The 4,519-nt window shown below is 69.3% G+C and carries 4 protein-coding genes and 1 pseudogene; 4 read left to right on the top strand and 1 reads right to left on the bottom strand.

The genetic code is table 11. The annotated features are described in order from the left end of the window. A partial coding sequence (locus G6020_RS11175) for a PH domain-containing protein (RefSeq protein ID WP_182610680.1) occupies window positions 1–457 on the bottom strand: 457 nt, incomplete at its 3' end. A gap of 279 nt (window positions 458–736) precedes the next feature. Between G6020_RS11175 and G6020_RS11170 the strand changes: the two genes are divergently transcribed. The 4 genes and pseudogenes from G6020_RS11170 to G6020_RS11155 all read left to right on the top strand — a co-directional run. Next, window positions 737–2,632: an acetolactate synthase large subunit gene (locus G6020_RS11170; RefSeq protein WP_179525520.1), complete on the top strand. Its 1,896-nt coding sequence runs from the start codon at window positions 737–739 to the stop codon at window positions 2,630–2,632. Continuing rightward, on the top strand, window positions 2,629–3,135 hold the full coding sequence (ilvN, locus tag G6020_RS11165; RefSeq protein WP_179525519.1) for an acetolactate synthase small subunit: 507 nt from the start codon (window positions 2,629–2,631) through the stop codon (window positions 3,133–3,135). The genes G6020_RS11170 and ilvN overlap by 4 nt, the downstream gene beginning before the upstream one ends. 54 nt (window positions 3,136–3,189) lie before the next feature. Next, window positions 3,190–4,203 carry a ketol-acid reductoisomerase gene (ilvC, locus tag G6020_RS11160; protein ID WP_182610679.1) on the top strand — a complete coding sequence of 338 codons (1,014 nt, stop codon included), beginning with the start codon at window positions 3,190–3,192 and terminating at the stop codon, window positions 4,201–4,203. 52 nt (window positions 4,204–4,255) lie between these two features. After that, window positions 4,256–4,519: pseudogene (locus G6020_RS11155) on the top strand (hypothetical protein); the annotation flags it as partial.

Below are 4,519 nucleotides of genomic sequence, written 5' to 3'. Positions count from 1 at the left end.
TTCGCGGGGCGCCGTCCGTCCGGGCGGCGCCGTCCGTCGGGGCGGCGCCGTAGGGGTCGCGGATGCGCCCCCGGCTGGCGACGGAGAGCCGGGGGAGATCGTGGAACGAGACCCCGCCCATCGGGAGTGAGTCATCGGTGGTGGTGACGAGGCGGGCGAAGCCGTTCTTGGGGAACAGCACCCCCTTGACCTCCTCCCAGGGAACGGACCTGCTCGCCCGCCACGTCGACAGGTGGACCCCGTCCTCGTCGATCCTGGTGTGGGTCCGTGCGACCCACCAGCCGAATCCGATCGGGAGCAGCACGAGCCATCCCAGAGCGACGGGATAGGCGGTGACGGGCCAGAGGATCGCCAGGACGACGATGGCGATGACGGCGTAGGACATGGGGTTGACCCGGAAGAGTGCGCGGTCGGTGGGCGTGGACTCCGGGTGGGGTGCTCTGAATGCGGCGCTCATGGTGCCCTCCACTGTCTCACGGTCCACTATGTGGGATCCAGTTTCCACGAGTTGACGACCGTGACGGACGGGGCCTAACCTGAGCGCGTGAACACCTGGAACGGTCTAGTACTCGGCCGGCGCGTCGGCGCCTGAGCCGCTACCTGGCTTTCCGTCGACGCGCACCCTCGCCGGCCCCCGTGGCCGTCGGGGGTTTTTTGTTGCCGGGTTCCCCTGGTCCCACCGGACCGGGTGCGGCGACGAACGTCAGCTCCACGACCACCATGAAGGACAGTTGAAGTGAGCGCACCAACGGCACAGCCCGGACCCCGTCCGGGTGCAGAGCACAGGGCCCGGTCCGCGGCCCCCGAGCGGATGACGGGCGCCCAGGCGGTGGTCCGGTCCCTCGAGGAGATCGGCACCGAGGTCGTCTTCGGTATCCCCGGCGGCGCGATCCTGCCCGTCTACGATCCCCTCTACGACTCGGTCAAGGTCCGACACGTGCTGGTCCGGCACGAGCAGGGCGCAGGGCATGCGGCCACCGGGTACGCGCAGGCCACCGGCCGGGTCGGCGTCTGCATGGCCACCTCGGGCCCCGGGGCCACCAACCTCGTGACGCCGCTCGCGGACGCGCAGATGGACTCGGTTCCGATCGTCGCCATCACCGGGCAGGTGGGCACCGCGCTCATCGGCACCGACGGCTTCCAGGAGGCCGACATCTCCGGCATCACCATGCCGATCACGAAGCACAACTTCCTCGTCTCGCACGGCGAGGACATCCCGCGGATGATCGCGGAGGCGTTCCACATCGCGCAGACCGGCCGACCGGGCGCGGTGCTGGTGGACATCCCCAAGGACGTCCTGCAGGCCGAGATGACGTTCTCGTGGCCGCCGGAGATGAAGCTGCCCGGGTACCGCCCGGTCACCAAGCCCCACGGCAAGCAGATCCGCGAGGCGGCGCGGCTCATCGCCAAGGCCCAGCGCCCGGTCCTGTATGTGGGCGGCGGGGTGATCAAGGCCGACGCCTCCGCGGAGCTGCTGGCGCTGGCCGAGCTGTCGGGGATCCCGTTGGTCACCACCCTGATGGCCCGCGGTGCGTTCCCCGACTCGCACCGGCTGCACTACGGCATGCCCGGCATGCACGGCACCGTCGCGGCGGTCGCCGCGCTGCAGCGGTCTGATCTGCTCGTCACGCTGGGCGCCCGTTTCGACGACCGGGTCACCGGCCAGCTCGACACCTTCGCCCCCGACGCCAAGGTCATCCACGCAGACATCGATCCGGCGGAGATCGGCAAGAACCGCGCGGTCGACGTGCCGATCGTCGGCGACATCAAGGAGGTGCTGGTCGAGCTCGTCGAGACGCTGCGCGGCGAGCGCGACTCCGGAGCGCTCGCCGAGCCCACCGCCTGGGTGGGGCAACTGGACGAGATCCGCTCCGAGTACCCCCTCGGATACGGACCGCAGTCGGACGGTTCGCTCTCCCCGGAGTACGTGATCGAGCGCCTCAGCGCGGCAGCGGGCCCCGACGCCGTCTACTGCGCCGGCGTGGGCCAGCACCAGATGTGGGCCGCGCAGTTCGTCCAGTACGAGAAGCCGCGCACGTGGCTCAACTCGGGCGGGCTCGGGACCATGGGGTACTCGGTCCCCGCGGCGATGGGGGCCAAGTTCGGTCGTCCCGACGCCGAGGTGTGGGCCATCGACGGCGACGGGTGCTTCCAGATGACCAACCAGGAGCTCGCCACCTGTGCGATCGAGGGCGCCCCCATCAAGGTGGCGCTGATCAACAACGGCAACCTCGGCATGGTCCGCCAGTGGCAGACGCTGTTCTACGATCAGCGCTACTCGCAGACCGACCTGTCGACGCAGTCCAAGCTCATCCCCGACTTCGTCAAGCTCGGCGAGGCCCTCGGGTGCGTGGCGTTCCGCTGTGAGCGCGCCGAGGACGTCGACGAGGTCATCGCCAAGGCCCGCGAGATCAACGACCGCCCGGTGCTCATCGACTTCATCGTGGGCAAGGACGCCCAGGTGTGGCCGATGGTCGCGGCGGGTACGTCCAACGACGAGATCATGGCGGCGCGGGACATCCGGCCGCTGTTCGACGACACCGATTCCGTGGCGGACGACGCCGCGGACGTCCACGAGGTGACCGAGCGGATCGACGCCGCCGTGCTCGCCGCCCAGGAGGAGGACCAGTGACCGCCCGCTCCCACACCCTGAGCGTGCTGGTGGAGGACAAGCCCGGCGTGCTCGCGCGCGTGGCGTCGCTGTTCTCCCGGCGCGGGTTCAACATCGAGTCCCTCGCGGTGGGCCCCACCGAGACCGACGGGCTCTCACGCATGACGATCGTCGTGGCCGTCGAGGACTTCCCCCTCGAACAGGTGACCAAGCAGCTCAACAAGCTGGTCAACGTCATCAAGATCGTGGAGCAGGACCCGGCCGGCTCGGTCGCCCGCGAACTCACCTTGGTCAAGGTCCGCGCCGACACCACCAACCGTGGCCAGATCGTCGAGATCGCCAGTCTGTTCCGCGCCCACATCGTGGACGTCTCCCCGGAATCGCTCACGCTCGAGGCCACGGGTACCCCCGACAAGCTCGACGCGCTGCTGCGGATGCTCGACGGCTACGGCATCCGCGAGATCGTGCAGTCCGGCATGGTCGCGCTGGGACGCGGCCCCAAGTCCATCACCACCACTCGATAGTCTCGACTCCTACACAAGTCCCGGCTACACGAACCAACACGAAGGGAATCCACCATGGCAGTGGAGATGTTCTACGACGACTCGGCGGATCTGTCGCTGATCCAGGGCCGCAAGGTCGCCGTCATCGGTTACGGCTCGCAGGGGCACGCGCACTCGCTGAGCCTGCGCGACTCCGGCGTCGAGGTCGCGATCGGTCTGCGCGAGGGCTCCAAGTCCCGCGCGAAGGCCGAGGAGGCCGGCCTCGAGGTCATGACCGCCGCCGAGGCCACCAAGTGGGCCGACGTCATCATGCTGCTCGCCCCCGACACCTCGCAGGCGCAGATCTTCACCGAGGAGATCGAGCCCAACCTGAACGACGGCGACGCGCTGTTCTTCGGCCACGGCCTCAACATCCACTTCGGTCTGATCAAGCCCGCCGAGGGCGTCACCGTCGCGATGGTCGCCCCGAAGGGGCCCGGCCACCTGGTGCGCCGTCAGTTCGTCGACGGCAAGGGCGTCCCGGCGCTCATCGCCGTCGAGCAGGACCCGAAGGGCGAGGGCGAGGCGCTCGCGCTGTCCTACGCCAAGGCGATCGGTGGCACCCGCGCGGGCGTCATCAAGACCACCTTCAAGGACGAGACCGAGACCGACCTGTTCGGTGAGCAGGCCGTGCTGTGCGGCGGCACCGAGGAGCTCGTCAAGACGGGCTTCGAGGTCATGGTCGAGGCCGGCTATGCACCCGAGCTCGCCTACTTCGAGGTGCTCCACGAGCTCAAGCTGATCGTCGACCTCATGTACGAGGGCGGCATCGCGCGGATGAACTACTCGGTGTCCGACACCGCCGAGTTCGGCGGCTACCTCTCGGGCCCGCGCGTCATCGACGCCGGCACCAAGGAGCGCATGAAGGCCATCCTCTCCGACATCCAGGACGGCACCTTCACCAAGCGCCTCGTCGCCAACGTCGAGGGCGGCAACAAAGAGCTCGAGCAGCTCCGCAAGGAGAACGCCGAGCACCCGATCGAGGTCACCGGGCAGAAGCTGCGCGACCTGATGAGCTGGGTCGACCGGCCGATCACCGAGACCGCCTGAGACCCCTGTAGGGTCCACCGGGATCGATTCCCGAGCTTTCAGGAGGACCGCCGTGCGCCACTTCAACCGAGGAGTGGGGGCGGCGGTCCTCTCGTTCTGCCTGGTCGCGTCCACCGTCGCGTGTACGTCGGGTACGGACGAGGACGGGCCGGGGATCACCGCCGCGCAGGTCGACGGTGCGAGGATCGCGGTCGACGCCGACTCGTCCGGCGTCGAGACGACCCGCCTCCTGGTGGAGACCGCCCCGGTGGTCGTGGTGGCCGCACCGGACGAGGCCGCCCAGGCCCGCGCGGCGTCCGTGGCGGTGGGACTGCGC

This window comes from Dietzia sp. B19 (assembly GCF_014145155.1).
Classification (GTDB): Bacteria; Actinomycetota; Actinomycetes; order Mycobacteriales; family Mycobacteriaceae; genus Dietzia; species Dietzia natronolimnaea.
Note: the sequence above shows the minus strand (reverse complement) of the source record. Positions and strands in the feature narration are given on the sequence as shown.